Source organism: Microbispora sp. NPDC049125 (genome assembly GCF_040802045.1).
Classification (GTDB): Bacteria; Actinomycetota; Actinomycetes; order Streptosporangiales; family Streptosporangiaceae; genus Microbispora.
In genome coordinates this window covers 1-1,769 of record NZ_JBEZDW010000110.1, presented here as the reverse complement: position 1 = coordinate 1,769, position 1,769 = coordinate 1, and the positions used below count along the sequence as shown (strand labels likewise).

Annotated in this window: 1 protein-coding gene; it reads right to left on the bottom strand. The window is 72.1% G+C overall.

Going from position 1 to position 1,769, the window contains the following annotated elements; all coding sequences use genetic code 11:
• A partial coding sequence (locus tag AB0B72_RS40195) for a beta-ketoacyl reductase (RefSeq protein ID WP_367745058.1) occupies positions 1 to 1,769 on the bottom strand: 1,769 nt, incomplete at both ends.

The following is a 1,769-nucleotide window of genomic DNA, read 5'->3' as shown; positions in this document are numbered from 1 at the left end:
GTGGCCGCGTTCAACCGGTTACGCAACTCCACCGCCGACAACGACGTGAAGCCCAACTCCTTGAACGCCCGGCCCGGCTCCACCTCATCAGCCGACCCGAACCCCAACACCCCCGCCACCTCGGCCCGCACCAACCCCAGCACCAACCGAGGCCGCCGCACCTGCGACGCCTCAGCCAACCGGGCCAGCCATGACGGCTCGCTCCGCGCCTCCGTCGCCGCGGTGACGAGCTCGTGCACCTCCGGGAGATCACTGACCAGCGGGCCGGACATTCCCGCCTCGACATAGCGGTCCCATCGGATGTCGGCCACCGCGAGGCATGCCTCGTCACCGGCGACGGCCTGTCGCATCGCGGCCAGCGCGAGCTCCGGCGCCATCGGCGCCACCCCGCTACGCCGCATCCGCCGCTCCACCACCTCATCAGCGGCCATCCCCGCCTCAGCCCACGCCCCCCACGCGATCGACGTCGCCGCCAACCCCGCAGCACGCCGCACCTGCGCCAACGCGTCAAGGAAAGCGTTCGCCGCCGCGTAATTGCCCTGCCCCGGCGACCCACACGACCCCGCCAGCGAAGAAAACACCACGAACGCATCCAGCTCACCGGTCAACTCATGCAAATGGACCGCCGCGGCCGCCTTCGCCCGGAACACCCGCTCCAACCGCTCAGGAGACAACTGATCCAGCACCCCGTCATCCAGCACCCCAGCCGCATGCACCACCGCATCCGGCGGATACGCCGCCACCACCCCGGCCAGCGAATCCCGGTCGGCCACATCACACGCGGCCACCACAACCGAGACCCCAAGCCCCTCCAACTCCGCCACCAGCTCAGCCGCGCCAGGGGCGTCCAGGCCGCGGCGGCTGGTCAACACCACCTCATCGGCCCCGTTGACCGCCAGCCAGCGGGCCACATGCCCGCCCAGCGCACCCGTGCCACCCGTCACCAGCACCCGCCCCCGCGGACACCACCCCACCCCCGAACCTGAACCACCAGCACGCACCAACCGCCGGACGAACACCCCCGACGCCCGCACCGCAACCTGATCCTCACCAACCAACACCGAAGACCCACCACCAAACGCGGACGCCGAGGCAGCGGCAGGGGCAGTGTCGGAAGCCGGGGCGGTGCCGGAAGCAGAACCAGACGCGGCACCAGAGACGAGGGCCGATCCGGAAGCCAGGGCCGCGCCGGATACGGTGCCGGAAGCCTGGGCGGTGCCGGAGGCGGAGACAGTGGTGTTGGCGGCCAGCACGGCGAGCAGGCGGGCTCCGGCACGCTCATCCAGCTGGGAGGGCACGTCGATCAGACCGCCCCACCGCTCCGGATGCTCCAGCCCCACCACCCGGCCCAGCCCCCACACCGACGCCGCACCCGCATCGCCAAGCCGCTCAGCCCGGCCCACCGCAACCCCACCCGACGTCAGCACCCACAACGGGGCCCCCACCCCGGCATCACCCAACGCCTGCACCACCATCAACGTCCCCGCCACACCCACAGGAACACCGGATCCGCCGAGCACCCCGGCCCCATCACCCCGACCGGCCCGACCACCCCGCTCCGCCTGGCCCGCCTGGTCCGCGTGGCCCGCCTGGCCGGCGTGGTCGGATTGGCCAGCATGGTCGGCGTGGTCGGCCAGAGCCACCAGCGACACCACACCTGCCACCGAGCCAGGCCCCGAACCCACCGCCGAACCGGAATCCTCAGACCCCGGAACAGAAGCCACCGCCCGGCCGATCAGCTCCGCCAGATCCGCCCGATCGACACCGGC